General features: G+C 38.0%; 24 protein-coding genes. 1 reads left to right on the top strand and 23 read right to left on the bottom strand.

Going from position 1 to position 22,653, the window contains the following annotated elements; all coding sequences use genetic code 11:
• Positions 1-2: 2 nt before the first annotated feature.
• From REI64_RS16245 to REI64_RS16135, 23 genes are all read right to left on the bottom strand, one after another.
• Positions 3-1,469 (bottom strand): NADH-quinone oxidoreductase subunit M, encoded by a 1,467-nt coding sequence (locus tag REI64_RS16245; protein ID WP_308851196.1) that lies wholly within the window; start codon positions 1,467-1,469, stop codon positions 3-5.
• Positions 1,470-1,489: 20 nt separating this feature from the next.
• A complete protein-coding gene (gene nuoL, locus REI64_RS16240) occupies positions 1,490-3,388 on the bottom strand; it encodes an NADH-quinone oxidoreductase subunit L (RefSeq protein ID WP_308851259.1) in 1,899 nt (632 codons plus the stop codon).
• A gap of 18 nt (positions 3,389-3,406) precedes the next feature.
• Entirely contained in the window at positions 3,407-3,736 is a 330-nt protein-coding gene (nuoK, locus tag REI64_RS16235) for an NADH-quinone oxidoreductase subunit NuoK (RefSeq protein WP_308851195.1), read from the bottom strand.
• Positions 3,729-4,235, bottom strand: a complete 507-nt coding sequence (locus REI64_RS16230; protein ID WP_308851194.1) for an NADH-quinone oxidoreductase subunit J — start codon at positions 4,233-4,235, stop codon at positions 3,729-3,731. The genes nuoK and REI64_RS16230 overlap by 8 nt, the downstream gene beginning before the upstream one ends.
• A 94-nt stretch (positions 4,236-4,329) precedes the next feature.
• The gene (locus REI64_RS16225; protein ID WP_308851193.1) at positions 4,330-4,830 is read right to left on the bottom strand and encodes an NADH-quinone oxidoreductase subunit I; all 501 of its coding nucleotides are present in this window, start codon (positions 4,828-4,830) and stop codon (positions 4,330-4,332) included.
• A gap of 7 nt (positions 4,831-4,837) precedes the next feature.
• Positions 4,838-5,875 (bottom strand): NADH-quinone oxidoreductase subunit NuoH, encoded by a 1,038-nt coding sequence (nuoH, locus tag REI64_RS16220; RefSeq protein WP_308851192.1) that lies wholly within the window; start codon positions 5,873-5,875, stop codon positions 4,838-4,840.
• On the bottom strand, positions 5,875-6,885 hold the full coding sequence (locus REI64_RS16215; RefSeq protein WP_308851191.1) for a 2Fe-2S iron-sulfur cluster-binding protein: 1,011 nt from the start codon (positions 6,883-6,885) through the stop codon (positions 5,875-5,877). The genes nuoH and REI64_RS16215 overlap by 1 nt, the downstream gene beginning before the upstream one ends.
• Positions 6,886-6,887: 2 nt before the next feature.
• The gene (gene nuoF, locus REI64_RS16210) at positions 6,888-8,261 is read right to left on the bottom strand and encodes an NADH-quinone oxidoreductase subunit NuoF (RefSeq protein ID WP_308851190.1); all 1,374 of its coding nucleotides are present in this window, start codon (positions 8,259-8,261) and stop codon (positions 6,888-6,890) included.
• A complete protein-coding gene (locus tag REI64_RS16205; RefSeq protein ID WP_308851189.1) occupies positions 8,261-8,773 on the bottom strand; it encodes an NAD(P)H-dependent oxidoreductase subunit E in 513 nt (170 codons plus the stop codon). The genes nuoF and REI64_RS16205 overlap by 1 nt, the downstream gene beginning before the upstream one ends.
• Positions 8,766-9,980 carry an NADH-quinone oxidoreductase subunit D gene (locus tag REI64_RS16200; protein ID WP_308851188.1) on the bottom strand — a complete coding sequence of 405 codons (1,215 nt, stop codon included), beginning with the start codon at positions 9,978-9,980 and terminating at the stop codon, positions 8,766-8,768. Before REI64_RS16200 ends, REI64_RS16205 begins: the two co-directional genes overlap by 8 nt.
• Position 9,981: 1 nt before the next feature.
• Positions 9,982-10,482, bottom strand: a complete 501-nt coding sequence (locus REI64_RS16195) for an NADH-quinone oxidoreductase subunit C (protein ID WP_308851187.1) — start codon at positions 10,480-10,482, stop codon at positions 9,982-9,984.
• Positions 10,482-11,024 carry an NADH-quinone oxidoreductase subunit B gene (locus REI64_RS16190; RefSeq protein WP_308851186.1) on the bottom strand — a complete coding sequence of 181 codons (543 nt, stop codon included), beginning with the start codon at positions 11,022-11,024 and terminating at the stop codon, positions 10,482-10,484. Before REI64_RS16190 ends, REI64_RS16195 begins: the two co-directional genes overlap by 1 nt.
• A 122-nt stretch (positions 11,025-11,146) precedes the next feature.
• Complete coding sequence (locus REI64_RS16185; RefSeq protein WP_308851185.1) at positions 11,147-11,518, bottom strand: NADH-quinone oxidoreductase subunit A; 372 nt, start codon at positions 11,516-11,518, stop codon at positions 11,147-11,149.
• Between the two features lie 78 nt (positions 11,519-11,596).
• Positions 11,597-13,327 carry a hypothetical protein gene (locus REI64_RS16180; protein WP_308851184.1) on the bottom strand — a complete coding sequence of 577 codons (1,731 nt, stop codon included), beginning with the start codon at positions 13,325-13,327 and terminating at the stop codon, positions 11,597-11,599.
• Between the two features lie 69 nt (positions 13,328-13,396).
• Positions 13,397-14,317 carry a substrate-binding domain-containing protein gene (locus REI64_RS16175; protein ID WP_308851183.1) on the bottom strand — a complete coding sequence of 307 codons (921 nt, stop codon included), beginning with the start codon at positions 14,315-14,317 and terminating at the stop codon, positions 13,397-13,399.
• On the bottom strand, positions 14,318-14,551 hold the full coding sequence (locus REI64_RS16170) for a hypothetical protein (RefSeq protein ID WP_308851182.1): 234 nt from the start codon (positions 14,549-14,551) through the stop codon (positions 14,318-14,320).
• Between the two features lie 7 nt (positions 14,552-14,558).
• Positions 14,559-15,374 carry a TonB family protein gene (locus REI64_RS16165; protein ID WP_308851181.1) on the bottom strand — a complete coding sequence of 272 codons (816 nt, stop codon included), beginning with the start codon at positions 15,372-15,374 and terminating at the stop codon, positions 14,559-14,561.
• Positions 15,375-15,403: 29 nt separating this feature from the next.
• The gene (locus REI64_RS16160) at positions 15,404-15,952 is read right to left on the bottom strand and encodes a biopolymer transporter ExbD (protein WP_308851180.1); all 549 of its coding nucleotides are present in this window, start codon (positions 15,950-15,952) and stop codon (positions 15,404-15,406) included.
• 10 nt (positions 15,953-15,962) lie between these two features.
• Positions 15,963-16,580, bottom strand: a complete 618-nt coding sequence (locus tag REI64_RS16155) for a biopolymer transporter ExbD (protein WP_308851179.1) — start codon at positions 16,578-16,580, stop codon at positions 15,963-15,965.
• Positions 16,581-16,668: 88 nt separating this feature from the next.
• Positions 16,669-17,499: a MotA/TolQ/ExbB proton channel family protein gene (locus REI64_RS16150; protein ID WP_308851178.1), complete on the bottom strand. Its 831-nt coding sequence runs from the start codon at positions 17,497-17,499 to the stop codon at positions 16,669-16,671.
• A 268-nt stretch (positions 17,500-17,767) separates the two neighbouring features.
• On the bottom strand, positions 17,768-19,375 hold the full coding sequence (gene pckA, locus REI64_RS16145; RefSeq protein WP_308851177.1) for a phosphoenolpyruvate carboxykinase (ATP): 1,608 nt from the start codon (positions 19,373-19,375) through the stop codon (positions 17,768-17,770).
• 134 nt (positions 19,376-19,509) lie between these two features.
• Positions 19,510-19,866, bottom strand: a complete 357-nt coding sequence (locus tag REI64_RS16140) for a translation initiation factor (RefSeq protein ID WP_308851176.1) — start codon at positions 19,864-19,866, stop codon at positions 19,510-19,512.
• A 120-nt stretch (positions 19,867-19,986) separates the two neighbouring features.
• Positions 19,987-20,874, bottom strand: coding sequence for a diacylglycerol kinase family lipid kinase (locus REI64_RS16135; RefSeq protein ID WP_308851175.1), 888 nt, complete (start codon positions 20,872-20,874; stop codon positions 19,987-19,989).
• 224 nt (positions 20,875-21,098) lie between these two features.
• Here REI64_RS16135 and metK point away from each other — a divergent pair, with 224 nt between their 5' ends.
• Entirely contained in the window at positions 21,099-22,385 is a 1,287-nt protein-coding gene (gene metK / locus REI64_RS16130) for a methionine adenosyltransferase (protein ID WP_308851174.1), read from the top strand.
• Positions 22,386-22,653: the final 268 nt, after the last annotated feature.

Below are 22,653 nucleotides of genomic sequence, written 5' to 3'. Positions count from 1 at the left end.
GCTTAGTTAATCCCTGTTAATTTATGATTAATCTGTTCCAATAAGTGTTGTACCGAAGCGTCTGAAATCTGCATCAATGGTTTTGGATAAACCCCAATTGCAATGATCAATGCACAGATAGTGTACAATACTACTTTCTCCGTTCCGTTGATATCTTTAAAGCTAGCGGTAAGCGCATTCGTTTCGCCTAGCATAATTTTTTGATAGCTTCTGAACATATAAACCGCTCCGAAGATGATGGTTAAACCTGCTACTGCACCTAACCAAGCGTTATAGTTATAAACGCTCATCAGCAATAAAAACTCTCCAATAAATCCATTAGTTCCTGGTAAAGCTACTGTACCTAAAAGGATGATTAAGAAAGTGATTGCTAATTGTGGGGCCCCTTTAGCTAAACCACCCAATTCATCAACTTTGTTAGTTGCTAAACGAGAGTTAATGATATCCAATACGAAAAACAAACCGATAACATTGATACCGTGACTTAACATCTGTATCATGCTACCTTGTAAGCCTTGGTGACTTAAAGTGAAAATACCTGCTGCAATTAAACCAACGTGGCTGATTGATGAATAAGCAACCAAACGTTTAGCATCTTTCTGCATGAAAGCAATGATAGCGGCATAAACCACGCCGATAATTGCCAAAATCATTACTAAACAACTCCAGTCTTGAACACCTTGAGGCACAATTGGCAACAACCATCTGATGACACCGTAAATACCCATTTTTAACATGATACCTGATAACAACATTGTTCCTGGCGTTGGTGCTGTGGTATAAGTATCTGGCTGCCAAGTGTGGAATGGGAAAATTGGCATCTTAATAGCAAAAGCGATAAAGAAAGCCCAGAAAATCCAGCCTTGGTGTGTAGCGTCCAATTCAATTTTATAAAATTCAGCTAGCTCGAAATTGTTAGCTGGGTTTTGTAGATATAAGTAAATGATACCCAAAAGCATGAATAGAGAACCTGCAATGGTGTATACGAAAAACTTCATGTTAACCTTGATGCGGTCTTTACCTCCCCAAGTAGCACAAATAAAGTAAATTGGAATTAAAGCAGCTTCCCATCCAATGTAAAACAAGAAAGCATCTAAAGCCGTAAATACCAATAACAAACCAGTCTGCATAAATAATACTAGTGCATAAAAAGCATTCGCATTTTTATATTCATGTTTAAAGCTAGCCAGAATAATTAACGGCATTAAAACATTCGTTAGCAAAACGGTAATCATGCTAATTCCATCAATTCCTGCATGGAAGTTAATGCCTAATTGTTCAATCCAAGGGAAATTAACAACAAACTGCGTGCTTGCATCTGGAGTAAATTTACACAATACGCCAATGGCAATAGCCAATGAGAAAAGTGAAAAAGCTAGTGCTGCTACCTTAGCTGTGTTTTGCTTGGCAAATAAAGCGGTGGCAATTGCGCCAACTAAGGGTAGAAATATGAGTATTAAAAGTTCCATTTATGATATTTGAACTAGTTTTAAGCGATAGACAAATAAGTGTAAAGCAACAGTGCCACAACACCAACAACCATCATAATGATGTAGTAACCAACGTTACCCGACTGCAATAATCGTAAACTCTTGCTCCCTTCATTGGCAGTCCAGCCTAAACCGTTTACCAAACCATCAATTACTTTGTTATCGATGATTTTATAGAAGAAGTTAGAGAATGCATCTAAAGGTTTTCTAATAATGGTATCGTAAATCTCATCTAAATAGAATTTGTTGTACGATAATTTTTCTAAAGCAGTACGAGGTGCTTCATCCGCTACCGGAATATCTGCCTTTTTAACGTATTTGCTGTAAGCTAAAAGTATTGCAACAATTGCAGCCAATACCGAAACGGTCATCAAAGTAAATTCTGTAGTGTGGTCTAGCTCCAAATGGTTCTGAGTAACCTTCGCTCCCGTTAACCAATGTGCTAACCACTCGTTTCCACCGAATACATGAGGTATATTTAATAAACCACCAACAGCAGCCAAAATTGCCAGTACCACCAATGGAATAGTCATAGCTTTTGGTGATTCGTGAATGTGTTCTTCTGTATGGTGAGAACCCCTGAATTTCCCGTAGAAAGTCAAAAACATCATACGGAACATATAGAAAGCAGTTAAAAATGCTGTCAACACACCTACGCCCCAAAGTACCGGACTGAATTGATAAGTATGGGCTAAAATTTCGTCCTTTGAAAAGAAACCAGAGAATGGAGGTAAACCCGCAATGGCAATGGTACCCACCATCATGGTTGCGAAAGTAGTTTTCAACTTAACTTTCAATCCACCCATGTGGCGCATATCTTGCTCGTGGTGTAAAGAGTGAATTACCGCACCAGCACCTAAGAATAACAAAGCTTTGAAGAATGCGTGAGTTAATACGTGGAAGAATGAACCTGTATAAGCACCAACGCCCAAGCCTAAAAACATATATCCCAATTGAGATACGGTTGAATAAGCCAATACTTTTTTGATGTCTGTTTGTGTTAAGGCAATTAAAGCCGCAACCAAAGCAGTCGCTGCACCTACAATAGCAATAATATTTTGTGCAATTGGCGCCAAGTCGAACACTACGCTAGAACGAGCAATCATGTAGATACCTGCAGTTACCATCGTTGCTGCGTGGATTAACGCTGAAACTGGAGTTGGTCCAGCCATTGCATCTGGCAACCAAGTAAACAAAGGCAATTGTGCAGATTTACCACAAGCACCAATAAATAACAATATCGCGATGATGGTTATCGTATCATTTCCTGGCAACATGTTAGCTGCTTGAGGGAATACTTTTGCAAACTCTAAACTTCCAAAAACTTGGAACATTAAGAACACACCTAAAAGGAAACCTAAATCGCCAATACGATTCATTACAAATGCTTTTTTAGCTGCACTTGCATAACTGCTGTTGGTAAACCAGAAACCGATTAATAGGTATGAACATAAACCTACGCCTTCCCATCCAATAAACATTACGATGTAGTTTGATCCTAAAACCAAAATCAACATGAAGAAGATAAATAGGTTTAAGTAGGCGAAGAACTTTCCAAAGCCAGCATCTTCGTGCATATAGCCTGTAGAGTAGATGTGGATTAAAAAGCCAATTCCAGTGATGATCAAGAGCATAATTGCACTCAATGGATCGTATAAAAACGACAAAGGAATTTTTAGATCTCCAACACTAATCCAATCGAAGAAATTAACGGTAAACTGTTTTTCTACACTTGAATTTAATTCGAAGAAAAAACAAACGCTTAGGATAAATGAAGCTAAAACCACTCCGCTGCCGATGAAACCAACGGCACCTTTGCTCAATGTATTACGGCCTAAACCGTTAATCACGAAGCCTAAAAGCGGAAGAACTGGAATTAACCAAAGTAAACTTGTAATCATTTTATTTTATTAGAATTACCACTTAAGGCGATTTAATACATTAATATCTACTGATTGTGTGTTACGGTAAACCATCACAATGATACTTAAACCAACTGCAACCTCTGCAGCAGCCAAAGCCATAATGAAAAACACAAATACTTGTCCCGATGGATCATTGTGATGAACCGAGAATGCTGCTAAAAGCAAGTTAACTGCATTCAACATCAACTCTACCGACATGAAAATGATGATGGCATTTCTACGTACCAACACACCAATAACACCAATGGTGAAAATAAGTGCGCAGAACCAAATATAATGGTTCAATGGCACAGCTTGCATATTTTCGAATAAACTACCCATTAGTTTTTTCCTCCCTCTTGGTTAAAAGTACCGCACCAACCATTGCACTTAACAATAGTAATGACGATAACTCGAATGGTAACATAAACGGACCGAATAACTCTTTACCTAAGCTTTCTACTAAACCTAAACTTGGGTTTTTCAATACCAAAGGACTAGTAATTGCTACTGATTTTAAAGACCCAATTAGGGTTACAGCTAAACATCCGCCAGCAATTACACCAATAATTTTCAGGAAAACCGATTTATTGGGTTCACTTTCTTTATTGAGGTTAAGCAACATCAGTACAAAAAGGAAAAGTACCATGATGGCTCCCATGTAAACGATGAAGTTAACTACCGCTAAGAATTGTGCGTTTAAAAGCACATAGTGAACTGTAAACGTAAAGAACGTTAGAATTAAGTATAGCACACTATGGATTGGATTTTTTGCAAAAACCACCATTAGCGCACAAATTACGCTTAGTGTTGCTACGAAATAGAATACTGATGTACCCATTAATTTTTATTTAGTTGTTATTTGTTCAACTGTCATGCTGACGAAGGAAGCATCTGTTTTGATAGAGATTCTTCGCTGCGCTCAGAATGACAAACTATTTTACCTCTAAAGGAGCTTCTACCAATTTATCTTTACCGTAAATAAAATCTTTACGTAAATAATCTGCTGGCACAATTGGTCCATCTAAGTAAATCGCCTCTTTAGGGCAAGCCTCCTCACATAAACCGCAGAAAATGCAACGCAACATGTTGATTTCGTAAACCGATGCGTATTTCTCTTCACGATACAAATGCTTCTCGTCGTTCTTACGTTCGGCAGCAATCATGGTAATTGCTTCTGCCGGACAAGACAATGCACACAAACCACATGCAGTACAACGCTCTCTACCTTGCTCGTCTCTTTTCAACGAGTGCATTCCTCTCCAGTTGATAGAGAATTCACGCACTTGCTCTGGATATTTAATCGTTGCTGGTTTCTTAAAAAAGTGACCAATAGTAGTTGCCATGCCACTTGCAATAGCAGGCAGATACAGTCTCTCTGCCAAATTAAGCGGCTTGGAAACCAATACTTTTTTCTTATTGCTTAATGATTCCATGTCTCTCTTAAAATTTGTTTACGATAGCGATAACGATACCTGTGATAATGATGTTCGCGATAGCTAAAGGGATTAAACCTTTCCATCCTAAATTCATCAACTGATCGTAACGGAAACGAGGGATGGTCCAACGTACCCACATGAAGAAGAAGATGAATCCAAATATTTTTAGGAAGAAGATTAAAGTACCGAAAAGTGGAGCCCAAGTTGGTCCTAGCAACTCAGCCATGTAATCCATCCCTGGATAATTGTAACCTCCAAAATATAAAGCCGCCATGATTGTTGATGACACAAACATGTTGATATACTCAGCGAAAAGGTAGAAACCCAATTTCATTGACGAATATTCAATGGTATATCCACCGTTTAGCTCGGCTTCACACTCAGGCAAATCGAATGGTGCACGGTTAGTTTCTGCAAAAGCACATACCATAAAAATGATAAAGCCTAGCGGCTGATAAAGCACATTCCAATGCCAACCGTGTTGTTGTGCTACAATTTCTCTTAGACTAAGCGAATTGGTAACCAATAGCAAAGCGATGATAGATAAACCCATCGCAATTTCGTAGCTGATATTTTGCGACGCCGCACGGATAGCACTTAACAACGAATACTTATTGTTAGATGCCCAACCACCAATCATCACACCGTAAACACCTAAAGCAATAACACCGAAAATATAAAGTAAGCCAACGTTAATATCGGCCACTTGTAATTTTACCAGTCTATCCCCTATCATCATGTCTTGTCCCCAGGGAATAACCGCTGTACCAATACAAGCACAAAGCATTGCTAAACCAGGACCAAACATGAATAACCATTTATTGGCATTTGCCGGAATAACTTCCTCTTTCATGAACATCTTTACACCATCGGCCAAAGGCTGTAAAATACCAAAAGGACCAGCTCTATCTGGACCAAGCCTATCTTGTAAAAAAGCTGCCACCTTACGCTCAGCGTAGGTAGAATACATTGCAATTAGCAAACTAATCGCAAATATGGCAGTAACCAATATAAATTTCTCTATGACGAAATCGATTTCCATTAGATTTTAAAGGTTTTTTCTAATTCGCGTTGATTTGCTTCTTGTAAAGCCAGGTTTTCCTTAATTACAGGAAGTGGCTTAAATGTTTCGTAATGATTTGATGCAATCACCGAAGTATCAGAGATGTGTGTTGGATGTTCTAAAGTCCAATCTGAAGTTTTCTTCTTATCGAAACGACACTCGTTACAGATAAATTCTTCTACTTCACCAAACTGATCTTTTCTTGCTGTAACACGTAAAACATCCTCTCCTTTGTACCACAACGTTACTTTGCCATTGCATTTTTCGTGTGAGCAGTTTCTATGTGCATCCACGGGTTTTGTAAACCAAACACGGTTTTTGAAACGGAAAGTTCTATCGGTTAAAGCTCCAACTGGACAAACATCAATTACGTTTCCTGAAAAATCGTTATCAACCGCTGTTTGGATATAAGTTGAGATTTCTGAATGATCTCCACGATTTAAGATACCGTGAACACGTTTGTTTGTGATTTGATCAGCAGTAAACACACAACGGTAGCACAAAATGCAACGGTTCATATGCAACTGGATCTTATCACCAATATCAATTCTATCAAACGTTCTACGCTCGAACTCGTATCTTGTTTTTTGTAAACCGTGCTCATAACCTAAATTCTGCAAATCACACTCACCAGCTTGGTCACAAACAGGGCAATCTAAGGGGTGGTTAATCAACAAAATCTCTACAACACCAGCACGAGCTTCCAAAACTTCTGGAGAAGTAATGTTAAGTACTTCCATGCCATCCATTACTGTAGTACGGCAAGAGGCTACTAATTTCGGCATCGGTCGAGGATCTTTTTCAGAACCTTTGCTCACTTTCACAATGCAGGTACGACATTTACCTCCACTACCCTTCAATTTAGAATAATAGCACATTGCAGGAGGCACAATGTCTCCTCCAATTTGGCGGGCAGCATTTAAAATGGTGGTGCCATTTTCTACCTCTACTGTTATTCCATCTATGGTTACTTTAACTAAATCACTCATGGTTAAAGGTTTTCCTGTTTAACTTCTTCTTTCTTTTCGATTGGATTAGCATAATTCGCTAAACCGTAATTGGTGCTTTGGCTCTTCATAGGCTCTTTCACATGCCACTCAAACTCATCTCTGAAATGTCTGATTGCACTAGCTACCGGCCAAGCTGCCGCATCACCTAGCGGACAAATGGTGTTTCCTTCAATTTTACGTTGTACATCCCATAAAAGATCGATGTCTTCCATCGAACCATGTCCGTGTTCAATTTTGTGAAGGATTTTCTCCATCCAACCCGTTCCTTCTCTACAAGGCGAACACTGTCCGCAACTTTCATGGTGATAGAAACGAGAGAAATTCCAAGTGTTGCGAACGATACACTGATCTTCATCAAAAGCGATGAAACCACCTGAACCCAACATGGTACCTGTAGCAAAACCACCTTCAGATAACGACTCGTAACTCATTAAACGAGGCTCGCCATTAGCATATTTTAAGGTTAAGTTAGCAGGCAGAATTGGCACCGATGAACCTCCAGCAACAGTTGCTTTTAGTCTTTTGCCATTGGCGATACCACCACAGTATTCATCAGAGTAGATAAATTCTTCAACCGGTAAGCCTAATTCTATTTCGTAAACTCCTGGTTTTACCAAGTTGCCAGAAGCTGATATTAATTTCGTTCCTGTACTTCTTCCAATACCGATTTTAGCGTATTCATCACCACCATCATTGATAATTGGAACTACAGCTGCAATAGATTCTACGTTGTTAACAACCGTTGGACAACCATACAAACCCGCAATAGCTGGGAATGGTGGTTTAATACGAGGATTTCCTCTTTTTCCTTCTAGCGATTCTAAAAGCGCAGTTTCTTCACCGCAGATATAAGCACCACCACCTGGTTGAACATAAAGTTCTAGGTCATATCCTGTTCCCAAGATATTTTTACCTAACAAGCCAGCAGCTTTCGCTTCTTCAATTGCTCTTTCTAATATTCTAATTTGCGGCATCATTTCACCTCTTACGTAGATGTAAGAAGTATTTGCACCCAAAGCAAAGCTAGAAACAATCATTCCCTCAATTAAGGCATGAGGAATGTGTGTCATTAAATATCTATCCTTAAAAGTACCTGGTTCAGATTCGTCTGCATTGCAAACCAAATAACGAGGCACACCTTCTGGCTTAGCCAAAAAGCTCCATTTCATGCCTGTAGGGAAACCTGCACCACCACGACCTCTCAATCCAGATTTCTTTACCTCTTCTACAATCTCTTCTGGAGTTAAGGTTTTCAATGCTTTTTCAACCGCACGGTAACCGCCTTTTTCACGATAAACCGCCAGCGTATTGATGCCAGGCACATTGATATGTTCTAATAATAGTTTACGAGCCATTATTTTTTGCGTAAATCGTCAATTAATTGATCTACCGATTGCTCGGTTAAATTTTCGTAGAAAGTATATGCTGGGCCAATTTGTAAAACCGGACCAAAACCACACGCTGCTAAGCACTCTACACCTCTCCAGCTAAACAAGCCATCTTCAGTTACTTCGCCTTCCTTCACACCTAGTTTTTTCTCTAGATGATCCATAATTTTTTCGGCACCCACTAAACAACAAGGTCCAGTACGGCAAACCTCCAAAACATATTTTCCTTTTGGTTGCAAAAAGTACATGGTGTAAAAACTCGCCACCTCATATACTTCAATTGGTTGAATGTTTAAATACTCCGCAACTTTATCCATTGCTGGTACACTCGTCCATCCAAATTCTGCTTGTACCAAGTGTAACAATGGTAGCAAAGCTGATTTTTGCTTTCCTTCTGGATAGCGTTTTATAATTTCATCAAACTTAGCTAGCAAAGCTGATGAAAATTCTACAGGCTGTGTTTCTTCTACTTTAAGCATCTAATTCTCCTGCAATAATGTTCAAACTACTCATGTTAATGATGGCATCTGATAACAGCATGCCTTCACTCATTTTCGCGTACATTTGGTAGTTAATAAAACTAGGTCTTCTAAAGTGCAAACGATAAGGACTTCTTCCCCCGTCATTAATCAAATAGAAACCAAGCTCACCATTACCACCTTCTACAGCGTGGTAAACTTCTGCTTTTGGCGCATCAATTTCACCCATCACAATTTTAAAGTGATAGATCAATGCTTCCATATTATTATAAACTTCTTCTTTTCCTGGCAAGTAAAAATCAGGAACGTCAGCGTGGAATATCCCTTTTGGCTCTGATTTTAATTTTTCTAAAGCTTGCTCAATAATGCGCACACTTTGCCACATTTCTTCGTTACGTACCAAATAGCGATCAAAAACATCGCCACTTGTACCTACCGGAACTTCAAAATCAAAATCTTGATAAGACGAATATGGCTCGCTTACTCGAACATCATAATCAATACCTGTAGCACGCAATAAAGGTCCTGTCCAGCTGTAACTTAATGCATTTTCTGCGGTTACTTCAGCCACACCTTTAGTACGATCAATAAAAATTCTATTACGATTCAACAAGCTTTCAAACTCCTTTAACGCAATAGGAAACTCTTTTAGAAATTTATTGATTTTAGCAAAAGCTACTTCATTAAAATCTCTTTCTAAACCTCCAATACGACCAATATTAGTTGTTAAACGAGCACCGCAGATTTCCTCAAAAATCTCATAGATGTGTTCTCTGTATTGGAAAAGATAAAGGAAAGTAGTTGTTGCGCCGGTATCTTGGGCAATGATGGTATTACAAATGATATGATCGGCAATACGAGAAAGCTCCATAATGATCACCCTTAAATAATCTACCCTTTTGGGGATTTGGATATTTAAAAGTTTCTCCACTGTCATGTGCCAGCCCATATTATTGATAGGCGACGAACAGTAGTTTAAACGGTCGGTTAATGGAGTAATTTGATAGAATGGACGGTGCTCAGCAATCTTTTCAAAAGCTCTGTGAATATAGCCAATGGTAGAAACACCACTTACAATTCGCTCGCCATCCATTTGCAAAACATTTTGGAACACACCATGTGTTGCAGGATGCGTAGGCCCTAAGTTTAGGGTTACCAATTCGCTTTGCGGATCGTTATCTGTATATACTGGTTGATTTACACTCATATTATCTACCAAAATATTCGTCTTTTTTATCTACCCTGTTAGGATCTTCTAACGGATATTGTCTTAACATTGGATGCACACCTAAGTCGTCCATGTTTAATATTCTTCTCAAATCTGGATGCCCTTCGAACTTAACGCCAAAGAAATCGTAGGTTTCTCTTTCCATCCAGTTAGCACCGTTCCATAACACTGTAGCAGTAGCAATACGGGGATCTTTTTCGTTCAAAAAAACCTTTAACCTTACCCTAATACCACTTACCATGCTATGTAAGTGATAAACTACTGCAATTTGCTCCTTTTCGGGATAATGTACCGCAGTGATATCAGTTAAAAAATTGAAGTTAATCCTGCCGTTCTCCTTCAAAAAAGACAGCACCTCAATTACTTTATCTTTTACAGCAGAAAATGTAAGCAATCCATAAGGTTCAGAAACATCAAAAAGCTGTTCGCCGAATTTATCGCCTAAAAGTTCTACTAACTCTGTATTTGTTGCTTTAGCCATTATTGTATTCCGTAACTTGCTAAAAGTTCCTTATACTCTGGAGAATGTCTTTTTCTGCCAGATTCGTTTTTCACTAAATCTTGGATGCGCTGAAAACCATCCAAAATTGCTTCTGGTCTTGGTGGGCAACCCGGCACGTAAACGTCTACAGGAATAATTTCATCTATACCTTGCAATACCGAATAGGTATCGAAAATACCACCGCTAGAGGCACAAGCTCCAACTGCCATTACCCAACGAGGCTCGGCCATTTGAAGATAAACTTGCTTCAATACAGGCCCCATTTTCTTAGCAATAGTTCCCATTACCATTAAAACATCGGCCTGACGAGGAGAAAAACTCAACCTTTCTGCACCAAAACGTCCAAAATCATAATGCGACCCCATGGTAGCCATAAACTCGATACCGCAACAAGAGGTTGCAAAGGGCAAAGGCCATAACGAATGTGAACGGGCCAAACCGATAGCCTTGTCTAAAGAAGTAGCAAAAAAGCCATTTCCTTCTATGCCTGGAGGCGCCTCAACTATTTTGATTTCACTCATGCTTATAAACAAAAATGCTTGTCCAAATATAATTAGGACAAGCAGCAAATCTACGATATTTAGGATGATTTAGCTCACATCCTTATCATTTAGAAACAATCTAAATAATTGTTTTTACCTTTCTAATGCCAATCTAATGCCTTCTTTTTTAAGATGTAGATGAAACCTAATAAGAGTGTACCCATGAATATAAACATCTCTATTAAACCATTCCATCCCAGTTCTCTAAAGTTAACCGCCCAAGGGTACATAAAGATTACCTCTATATCAAAAAGCACAAATAATATCGCCACCAAAAAATACTTAATAGAAAATGGCTGACGAGCATTACCTATTACTTTAACTCCAGATTCGAAAGTAGTTAACTTATCATCTGTTTTTCTTTTTGGGCCAAGCAAATGGGTTGCAAGTAAGGTAACTACCACGAAACCTAAGGCTACAATTACCTGAAATATAATAGGAATGAAATCTTGTGCTGTACTATGTGCTTGCATAATAATAATGATTTGTGGCAAAATTAAAATAAAAAGGCAGGATTACAAATCCTGCCTTTTTGATATTGCTTATAAAGATTATTTCTTAATAGGAGCCTTTTTTACTGGAGTGGCCGGACCAGCTAAATATTTTAAGTTATCTGTTGCTAAAGCATTAGCTGGATCTAGTGCTAAAGTTTTGTTGAAATATTCTTTGGCTTTTTCTTTATCCGTTGATGCTGAAATTGCACCTAGATAGTTATAAGCTTCAATTAATCCTGTTTTATTAGCAGCTGCTTTCTCTGGCTTAGTAACAGTTACCAATTCAATGAATTTTTCGTAAAATGGGACAGCTAATTTTTGAGTGCTTTCAGCATCATCTAAATTCTTATTGATACGAGCTCTAAATAAATGTGCTGTTTCATATTCAGGAGCTAGCTTAATCAATCGTGAAAAAGCTGTATCCGCTTTTACCAATGCATCTTTAGTTGGGTTTTTATTATCTCTAACATCAAAAGCATAAGCGAAATAATGAGAAGCACCTAAATAATAGTAGTTCATCGCTATGTTAGGATTCTTAGAGTTAATGTTCACCACTTTATCATATACCTGAGCTGATTTAGGAAACTTTTTGTCTGTAAAATATTTCAAGCCAATTGCTGCTAATTCTTCTACTTTAGTCGAATCAAGCTCTACACCTTTAGTAATGTTAATAACAGCAAGACTATCTTGTCCTAAATTCTGTTGTGCCTTACCCAAGTATAAATAATCTGAACCGATGATACGAGAAGCATCTTGCGTTCTACCAAAAAGCTCGTTCATATACTTTACACCTTGCTCATAATTTTTGTTCTCGATAGCTGAATAACCTCTCATCCTTGCTACAACAAAGTTTTTAGGGTTATTAGGATCTGGAGCATTCAACGTAGCAACCTCTTGTCCTAATGTCGCAAAATCACCTGCATACACTAAAAACTGCGCATAACGTAAACGAGAATCAAAAGATTTATCAGTTAAATCTAGATATTTTCTCATGTTAGCCAACGCTTCCGTTTTTTTAGCTGGACCATTTTTAGGGTCTGCATCTGACCAACGCATTTGAATTTCTGCTAACTCTCTATAAGCAGGGCCATAGTTAGGATCAGTCTCTACAACTTTCTTCACTTCTGCTTCGGCTTCTGGAAATGCGAAAGCATCTTTGTACATCTTACCTATTTGTACGTGTGCTCTAGACAGATTTGGTGTAATATCTAAAGCTCTTAAATACATTGGATAAGCTTCAGTATTTTTCCTTTGCTGTGCGTAATAGTCAGCTAAAGCCAAGAAGGTTTCTGGATCTTTATCTTTCGAATCCAATTCATCAGCCTTTTGCAAGTTTGGCAATGCTTGTGCATAATCAACATTTGGTTGATCGATGTACGCTCTACCAATGGCTAAATACGTAGTATGATCCTTACCTCTTAGGTTAATTGCTTTATCGAAGTTGGTTTTTGCATTTGTTGCATTTCCTTGTGCTAAATCAGCTTGTCCTAAACCTACAAAATTCAATGCATTCTTAGGGTCAGCAGTTGTTCCGTTAGTGAAAGCTGCTCTAGCTGAATCGATATCGTCTGTTAATAAATAAACTTTACCTAGGTTAAAGTAGTTATCTCCAGATTTAGCTTGGTTTGCCACCAAAGTTTTCAGCATAGATGTTGCTTTTTGATATTGTTCAGCATCAATTGCCTTCTTGGCATCAGCTAAACTCTGAGCAAATGAGGCAGTGCTACCCATCAATAATAAGCCTGTGGCCAAGGCTATGTTCTTCTTAATCATTTTCATTGTCTGCATTTGTTAATTTGAAATAACTTTCACTGCACTTATCATACAGTTTTTACTTCTTTAGTTGATAATTAGTTTTTAGTTTTTGTTGTTAGTTCTTAATTTAATGTCTCTGCTCGCTACTTCGTGTGGACCTAGTCCCGACTTCAGTACTATCAATTGTCCTCTAGGGCTTAATAACCAGTTTGCAAAACCCGTGCCCAAACCGTTAGTTCCTTCTGCGTTGATAATGCACACATTCCTTAAAAAGGGATATTTTCCATTGATCAAATTCTCTTGAGTAGGCTTGTAGAAGGCGTCAGCACCCTCTTTTGCCTTCGTATTCTTTACTGCCAATACTTTCACCTTAGGCAAATAGGCCGACGACTCTTTAACATTTTTTAACAACCAGTTTACCCCTATTACACCAATGTAACCATTATTGTCAGCTACATATTTAATCACATCGTTAGTTGTCTTTAAGGTATAAACTCCCGTTTTAGGCAATTCCTGTATACGTGCGGAGTCTATAAAATATCTTATGGTACTAGAATAGGCATTATCAAATACCAATTTTTTACCGCTTGTAGAAGTTCCCTGCATAATTTTGTAGGCTTCTTCTGTTGTTATTGTAGAGTCTTTGTCGGCCACATTTGTAATCAATGCCAAGCCATCTATCGCAAATCTACTTGTATAAATACCGCTTTCCCTTTTTTTGTAGAAAGCTTCCTCAGCCGGCTTCAATACTCTGGATAGCACGATCATCTTTACTTCACCGCTTCTAAACTTGGTCAGGATCTCACTCTCATTGCCAGTAATGGTTTCTACTTTTGCATCTGGATAGTCGGATGAAAAAACTAAAATTTGATCATCCAAAATTCGTGAATACGTTTCGTCGACCAATATTGTTGTTTTACCAGAAGTTCTTTTCTCGCCTACATTTTCCTTTGCATTTCTATTACAAGAAGTCCATACCAATACAGAGATTAGAATGAGCGCTAAAAATGATATTCTTCTCATCTATCTATTATCTCTTAATATCCTGAAAAATCTGATTGCAGCATAAATCATCAATACCACAGCAAATGCTACTCGATATTCTTGTGGAAATTTCAGTGGGTCTAAGTTAATCAAATCACCAAAAAAAGCAACCACAACAGCTAGGGTACAAAAGAGAATAATCATCGCAACCCCTAAAATAAGCAGAAATCGCTGTTGAGGCGATTTCTGCTTTGAAGAATCTGAATTAAACATGCTTTAACTAGTTAGCTAAGCTAAATTTAATTGGAATGTTATATTTAACACGCACAGGCTTACCATTTTGCATACCCGGGTTCCAACGTTTACTCAATTTCAATACACGAATAGCTTCTTCGTCTGTTCCATATCCTAATTTTCTATCAATTTTGATATCGGTTAAAGAACCATCTTTCTCAACAGTGAAAGAAACGAATACGTTACCCTGGATATTGTTTTCTGCAGCCATTGGAGGATATTTAATATTATCTCCCAAAAACTTGTAGAATTTATCGATACCACCTGGGAACATTGGAGGGTTTTCCATAGAAACAAAGCTATATACGGTATTATCTTCTACAACAACCGCTTGCTTAGGTCCTTCACCAGCAGCAGTAATTTGCACTACATCTGCGGTTGGGTCACCTTCCATTGTTTTTTGTCCAGGATCTGCTTTTTTCAAATCCTCAACGGTTGGTGGTTTCTCATCAGTTACCTGGTTATCCGGTTTTACAATCGGAGGAGGGAACTTAATTTGATCCTGTTTTGGTGGTGGTGGCTCAACCGGTGGAGGTGTTTGAACCTCAGGGTTAATTGGTGGTGGAGGTGCCATAACCACTTCTGTTATCACTTCCTCTGGTGGCTCTGGAGCCATTCCCTTTAACAACGCATAAATTTTCGGTGTAAAGAAAAGGAAAATGAAAACCGAACCAGCCATAAGCAATGACTTGGTTGTGTTCCAAGAATTCTCCTGACGAAGCTTATATGCTCCGTAAGTTTTGTTCTTGTCTTCGAACACAACGTCGATCCACTTCTTATTATATAAATCTATTTTAGACATTGTTCAATTTTTTAATTTGTTAATAATCGCTACCAAATTCCGTTAGATTTCATGAAATCTCTCTCCCCATCCAAAATATGAGCAGGATCATCATCAACAGCAGGCGCACTGATGTTGGTTTTTGTAATAGCAATTTCATCCATGATATCTACAAAGTTTTTATAAGTAGAACCATCTGTTGGTTTAATGATAATTACAATATCACGACCTGTTTTATCCTTAACTTCCTTTTTGTTCTTCAACAATGAACTTTTGATATCACCAAAACCTTCAATTGTTGGAGCATTTGTAGCTGAAGGCTGCCCCATATACCATGCTATTTTATCATTTTTTCCTAACAAAATGGTCATAGTTTGAGATTCCCTCAATTCTAATCTGTTCTCATCTTTGGCATCTTTATCTGGCTTCGCTATTTCCATAGCAGCAGGCTTAGATAATGATGTGGTTAGCATGAAGAACGTAATTAACAAGAAAGCTAAATCAACCATCGCAGTTAAATCTACCTTGGTAGCCTGCTTCTTGGTTCTTACCTTACCGCCTTTTTTACCTCCGCCGGACGAGGTGTCTAATTCTGCCATAGCTTAAAAATTATTCTCCGCCGCCTTCCGACGATGTAATTAAACTGAATTTGTTAATTTTTTGGTTCTGGAACACCTCAATCACTTTACGAACTGCAGGATATTCTGTTTTTGAATCTGCCTTAATGGCTGCGTTCAAGTCAATACCATAAATCTCTCCATTTGCCATACGAGCTTCTTTCAACCAATTGAAAAGTTCGTTGTTTTTTGTAGAGTCTAACGGAATACCACTTTGCAAACCAGATTTCTCACGGGCTGGGCCATCCATTGCCAAGAACTGCTTCAGGCTTCCAAAAGGAACACCAAATGCTGGTAATACAGAAAAACGTTTGTATTCTTCCTCGGTGAAATTAACATTGTAAGCAGCTCCCATTTTCTGAAGCGTAGCTCTTTTAACGTCTTGTCCAACGATATCTAAAAACACTTTGCCTTTACCAACGCTTACAATTACAACACCTTTATCTGGCAATTTATATTGCACTGTAGAGGAAGGCGTTGCAATTTCTAACGGATCTGGCTGACGAGCCGTAGCCGTTAAGATAAAGAACGTAAGTAACAAGAAGGATACGTCGCACATAGCGGTCATATCAATCGAGGTACTGGTTCTTTTTACTTTTGCTTTAGCCATAATTTATAAATTATTTAAATCTTTTTTTATTAATGATGTTAATTGTTCCGGTTTTCCATAAAGCCGGGAAAAGATTTTTTAATAATTCTTATTTATGGGTACTAGCATAAGTTTGAACAATGCTAAATCCAGCTTCGTCGATAGCATAAGTTAACTTATCAATTTTAGAAGTAAGGATGTTATACATGATGATCGCTAATGTAGAAGTACCGATACCAGTAGCTGTACACATTAGGGCCTCAGAGATACCTACCGCTAACGCTGCTTGATCTGGAGCACCAGAGTTTGCTAAACCTGCGAAGGCCTTGATCATACCTGTTACTGTACCTAATAGACCTGTTAACGTACCGATAGATACTAATGTAGCAATTACAGTTAAGTTTTGCTCTAACATTGGCATCTCTAAAGTAGTTGCCTCTTCAATATCTTTTTGGATAGCTAATACTGATTGCTCAACATCTAATCTGTCGTCGCCTTCTACTTCGCTATATTTTTTAAGACCTGATTTAATTACGTTAGCTACAGAACCTTGTTGTTTATCACACTCAGCGATAGCAGCAGAAATGTTGTTAGTTTTCAAGAAACCTTGAATTTTAGTAACGAAAGCTTGTAAACTTCCTTTACCAGTTGCTTTACCAATAACGATCATACGCTCTACAGAGAAAACGATTGTCATTAATAATAATCCGATTAAGATTGCCACGATTGGACCACCTTTGTAAGCCATACCAGCATAGTTTCCTTGCTTAGGTAGGTTGTCAACATTGTTATCGATAAAGTTATTTGCATCACCCAAAACGAATTTGAAGATTAAAATACCAATAACGATACAAATAGGAATAACTAGCGTTGCAAATAAGTTAGATGCTGATGAGCTCCCCTCTTTTTTAGCTGGTGTAGGTTTTGGTGCGTTTGCCATTTTTTTTGATTTTTAGTTTTAGTACTTGTTTTTAAAATTTCTAAATAAATATAAGTTAATACACTCAACGCAGCCTAGGCCGAATTGTTGCGGAAGCAAATTTATAATTTTGATTTAAATTACAAATTAAATATTCATTACACAATTAATTCGTTACTTAAGCTTTTATAAAAAGTGTATAACTAAAAAAGATTGCCGCAGAGGCAATCTTAACGCAATTAAAACTAAAAATTTAATTAAATGCAAATTTTTGAAAGAAAAAAAAGTGTTAAGCGACTATTTCCGCTAGTTTAGGCATCCCTTTTTTCATTTCTTCGTCAGCAAAAGCTTCAAAATCCTTAAAGTTATTTAAAAATGCCAATGCCAGTTCATTCGCTTTGGTATCGTACTCTTGCGGATTGCTCCAAGTATTTTTAGGATTTAATATCTCTGAAGGAACATTAGTACAGGCTTGCGGCATTGCCAAACCAAAAACTGGGTGCTGCACAAATTCTGCATTTTCCAGTTCTCCGTTCAAAGCTGCTGTAATCATTGCTCTGGTATACGAAAGCTTCATTCTGTTACCTACGCCATAGGCGCCTCCGCTCCATCCGGTATTTACAAGCCATACATTTACTTGGTGCTTTTTCATTTTTTCGCCTAACAGTTTTGCGTAGGCAGTTGGATGTAGGGGCAGAAAGGCCTTACCAAAGCAGGCCGAGAATGTTAACTGAGGCTCGGTTACCCCGGTTTCTGTACCAGCTACCTTAGCTGTATAACCAGAAATAAAATGGAACATCGCTTGACCGGGAGTTAGTTTCGAAATTGGCGGCAATACACCGAAAGCATCAGCTGTTAAAAAGAAAATATTTTTAGGAACTGGCGCTACAGAGGGTTCCAATGCATTTTCTATATGATGTAATGGGTACGCTACCCTCGTGTTTTCCGTTTTATCAATATTGGCAAAATCTACTGAACGTGTACCAGGAAAGTAGTTGATGTTTTCTAGCAACGCACCAAATTTGATGGCGTTGTAAATTTGCGGTTCTTTTTCAGCAGTTAAATCTACACACTTCGCATAACAACCACCTTCGAAATTAAAAATAGTGCCCTCGCCCCATCCATGCTCATCATCTCCAACCAATGCTCTATTTGGATCGGCAGAAAGCGTAGTTTTTCCAGTTCCAGACAGACCGAAAAACACAGCAGAGTCTCCGTCTTTACCCACATTGGCAGAACAGTGCATAGAAAGTGTGTTCTTTTGTTCAGGCAAAACAAAGTTCAAGACCGAAAATATTCCCTTTTTGATTTCTCCAGTATAAGCTGTACCGCCAATTAGAATTATCTTTTTAGAAAAATTAAGAATGGAGAAGTTAGATTGTCTAGTACCATCTGTTGTAGGATCTGCTAAAAAAGATGGAATAGCAATAATTGTCCACTCTGGCTGTTGAGGCAATTCTTCGCCATCTTGATATCTTAAAAATAGATTATTAGCAAAAATACTTTGGAAGGCATGTTCTGTAATTACCCTGATACTTGTGCTATAGTTTTTATTGGCACAGGCATAAGCATCTCTTACATATAGTTCCTTATTACCTATATAGCTAAGCATTTTTTGATAAAGCTGATCAAAATGTTGGGTACTAATTTTGATATTGACATCGCCCCACCAAACGGTATCGTTAGTTACATCGTCGGCAACAATAAATCTGTCTTTAGGCGAACGCCCCTTGAATTTCCCCGTATCGATAGCCAAGGCTCCCGAATCGGCTAATGTACCTTCTCCGTTATTGACGGCATCTTCTACAAGTTCTGGGATGCTGAGCTGATATTTAAACTTCAGCGAGCCCATTCCCAGATAATCTAAATGAGGTTTTTGAACACTATATTTGGTCATATTTTTGGTTTAAATATCCCGCAAAGCTAAAGAGATATTTATCCAAAAAACAACCATTTTGCCACAAAAATTTTACTTATTGTGGCAATTACACTAAGAATTAACTAATTGATTTTCAATAAATTAAACAGAAATTATCCGCCAGATTTTTTTACTTTATAACCCTCTTTTTGAAGGAATAAAAATGCCTTTTCCTTAAAGTCACCTTGTAAGATAATTTCTCCGTCTTTGGTACTACCACCAACACCACATTTAGTTTTAAGCGTTTTAGTCAATTTTTCCAAATCGGCATCGGCACCTACAAAACCTGTAATAAGGGTTACTGTTTTACCACCACGGTTTTTGCGATCTAACATTACCCGCAAATCTTGTTGGGCATTTGGCAAAGTTTCCTGCTTTTCTGCCGAATGATCCTCGTACACAAAATCGGGATCCGTAGAGAACATGATGCCGCTAAAATCGTTGAATGTATTTTTCTTTTGCTTACTCATTTTGGAGGTTGAAAAGTTAGAAGATTGGAAGGTTGTAATGTTTGCCTTTCAAATCGTCTACCTGTTTTTTTGCTTTAGGTTAATTGTTTAATCGTTTAAATTGGTTAATTGCTTGGCTGCCTAAACTCCGGTTAATATTTTTAACGATGCGGGAATTATCTTTATTTCAAGTTGTTCGCCTAATTGCAAAGGCTCGCCATCTAAATGAACAGCATCTGGAGCTTTTCTTATGATATTAATATGTTTACCTCTTATGATTTTTACCAAACTAGACTGGTGCGTTTTAGCGGTAATCATTTGAAAAGCTAGGATCGGCAACTTCACCAATGATATCGGATGAATAATGCAGACATCTAAATAACCATCTGTTAATGAAGATTTCGGCGAAATATATACATTATTGCCGTATTGCGACGAATTAGCGATACTGATAGCAAAAGCATCTTTGTCGTAAGCTTTACCGTCTATTTCTATATGGTAGGATTGCGCTTTGTAGGTAGTAATTTCCTTAAAGCCTAGCTCTACGTAGCTTTTTAAACCGCGTTTTTTATTTCCTGCAAAAACCGAACTCAGATGTGCGTCAAATCCCATTCCTGCCATGTTAAAAAACTTTTTTCCATTTAGCTCAGCAGTGTCTATGGTTTGGCTTGTTCCTATATTAATTAATTCAATTGCTTTTTTTGCTTTTAGGGGGATGTTTAGAAACCTCGCCAATCCATTGCCAGAACCAAACGGAACAACTGCCAATACTTTATCGCTATGCACCAATTTACTGGCTACTTCATTGATGGTTCCATCGCCTCCCACAGCCACAATAATGTCATAGTTTTTCTTGTCTGCTTCTTCAGTAAGTTCTGCGGCATGACCAACGTATTCGGTAAAAGCATATATGGGAGCAAACTTCTCTTTATCAAGATATTGATCTATCAGTACCGGCAGGTCAGTTTTCTTCTTGCCGCCAGAAATAGGGTTAATGATAAAAAGGATATTTGACTTGCTCGACGACATATTTATTAGCGCACAAAATAATTGATAATTTTTGAGTATTAAAATTTATTATAGTAGTTTTGCGCCGTTAGAGTGGATCGATTTGCTAATCCCGATTACATCGGGACTGATTGCAACCACGTAAAAAAAAGTGCTAATGTATTTCTACACTTCTGTTTTACAGCCTGTAAAGGGGTCTTTCATTTTAACTTTATTGTTTTGTTTATTTTAATAAAAAACTTAAAATGTCGTACTTATTCACATCAGAATCTGTATCTGAAGGTCACCCAGATAAAATTGCTGACCAAATTTCTGACGCATTAATTGATAATTTCTTAGCTTTCGATCCAGAATCTAAAGTAGCTTGCGAAACTTTGGTAACTACTGGCCAGGTGATTTTGGCCGGCGAGGTTAAATCAAAAACCTATTTAGATGTACAACAAATTGCTAGAGATGTGATCAAGAAAATTGGTTACACCAAAAGCGAGTACATGTTTGAAGCCAATTCTTGTGGGGTACTATCTGCCATTCACGAGCAATCTCAAGATATTAACCAAGGTGTAGACAGAAGCAGCAAAGAAGAGCAAGGCGCTGGCGACCAAGGTATGATGTTTGGTTATGCTACTAACGAAACTGAAAACTATATGCCATTGGCGCTAGATTTATCTCATGCTTTGTTAAGAGAATTAGCAGTTTTGAGAAGGGAAAATACTGAAATTACTTATTTGCGCCCAGATGCGAAATCTCAAGTTACTTTAGAATATGCTGATGATAACCAACCACAAAGAATTGATGCGATTGTAATTTCTACCCAGCATGATGATTTCGTAAAAGCTAAATCTGATTCGAAAGAAGACAAAAACGCGGCTAACGATGAGATGTTGGTTAAAATCAAAAGCGATTTGATTTCCATCTTAATTCCTAGAGTTAAGGCAAAATACCCGCAATACGCTCATTTGTTTAATGATGATATCACTTACCACATTAACCCAACGGGTGTTTTTGTAATTGGCGGTCCACATGGTGATACTGGTTTAACCGGCAGAAAAATTATTGTAGATACTTATGGTGGTAAAGGTGCTCACGGTGGTGGTGCATTCTCTGGAAAAGATCCAAGTAAAGTAGATAGAAGTGCGGCTTATGCTACCCGTCATATTGCTAAAAACTTGGTTGCTGCAGGTTTATGTGATGAAGTTTTGGTACAGGTTTCTTATGCTATCGGCGTGGCCAAACCAACTTCTATTAACGTAGTTACTTATGGCACTTCAAAAGTTGACTTAACTGATGGAGAAATCAGCAAAAAAGTAGAAAGCATTTTTGATATGCGCCCTTACTTTATTGAGCAACGTTTGAAGTTAAGAAACCCAATTTACAGCGAAACTGCTGCTTATGGGCACATGGGCCGCAAAGCGGAAACAGTTACCAAAACTTTCAAATCACCAAATGGTGAAGAAAAAACTGTAAGTGTTGAGTTATTTACTTGGGAGAAACTAGATTTTGTTGATCAAGTGAAGGCCGCTTTCGGTTTGTAGTTTTTAACCACATAGGAACATAGATTTAGCCACAGATACACAGATTAATTCTGCGCATCTGTGGCTGTTTTGTTTATACTTGGCATGAGCGGACGCTTGCGTCCAATGTCATTAAGTTAAGTGTGTAGCAGACCCCAACGGGGGTCCAATATTTATAGAAAAGCATTATTTTACCCGTTCGACCCCGATGGGGTCGCATCATAAAACACATTAACCTTATGCTATAAACATTAAAATCCTACGGATTTCCTTAAATAATGACATTGCG

The organism is Pedobacter sp., from assembly GCF_031119335.1.
Classification (GTDB): Bacteria; Bacteroidota; Bacteroidia; order Sphingobacteriales; family Sphingobacteriaceae; genus Pedobacter.
This window is presented reverse-complemented; position numbering and strand designations above follow the sequence as displayed.